1 pseudogene is annotated in these 332 nt (G+C 51.5%); it reads right to left on the reverse strand.

What is annotated here, in order from left to right:
* Window positions 1-160, reverse strand: a pseudogene (locus O2S87_RS19010) (ISH3 family transposase); the annotation flags it as partial.
* Window positions 161-332: the final 172 nt, after the last annotated feature.

The following is a 332-nucleotide window of genomic DNA, read 5'->3' on the forward strand; positions in this document are numbered from 1 at the left end:
TCCCGCTGGCGCTGGCGCCAGCGAGGACCTCATAGAGCTTCTCTGATGAGACCTTTACACCGTCTGCGAGTTCTATCGGAAGTTCCTCGTCGAGAGTGTTGACGACAAAATTAAGCAGATGCTCTTCCTCGATTTTGTTGTTTGTTTGGGTTTCTTTCACACCAGGTCCAAACAGACACTTCCTCTAACCCGATGTGATCGACTGTGTCTTGATTCCGCTGAATGAGCGACTTGTCGCTTATTCAGTACCCAGTTCGTAGCCTTCCGCCCACATACGGAGCTTCTGCAGTCCTTTCCACATTGCTTGCCAGCCTGGCGGAGGATCTGCATTC

It is taken from the genome of Halohasta sp. A2, assembly GCF_056175805.1.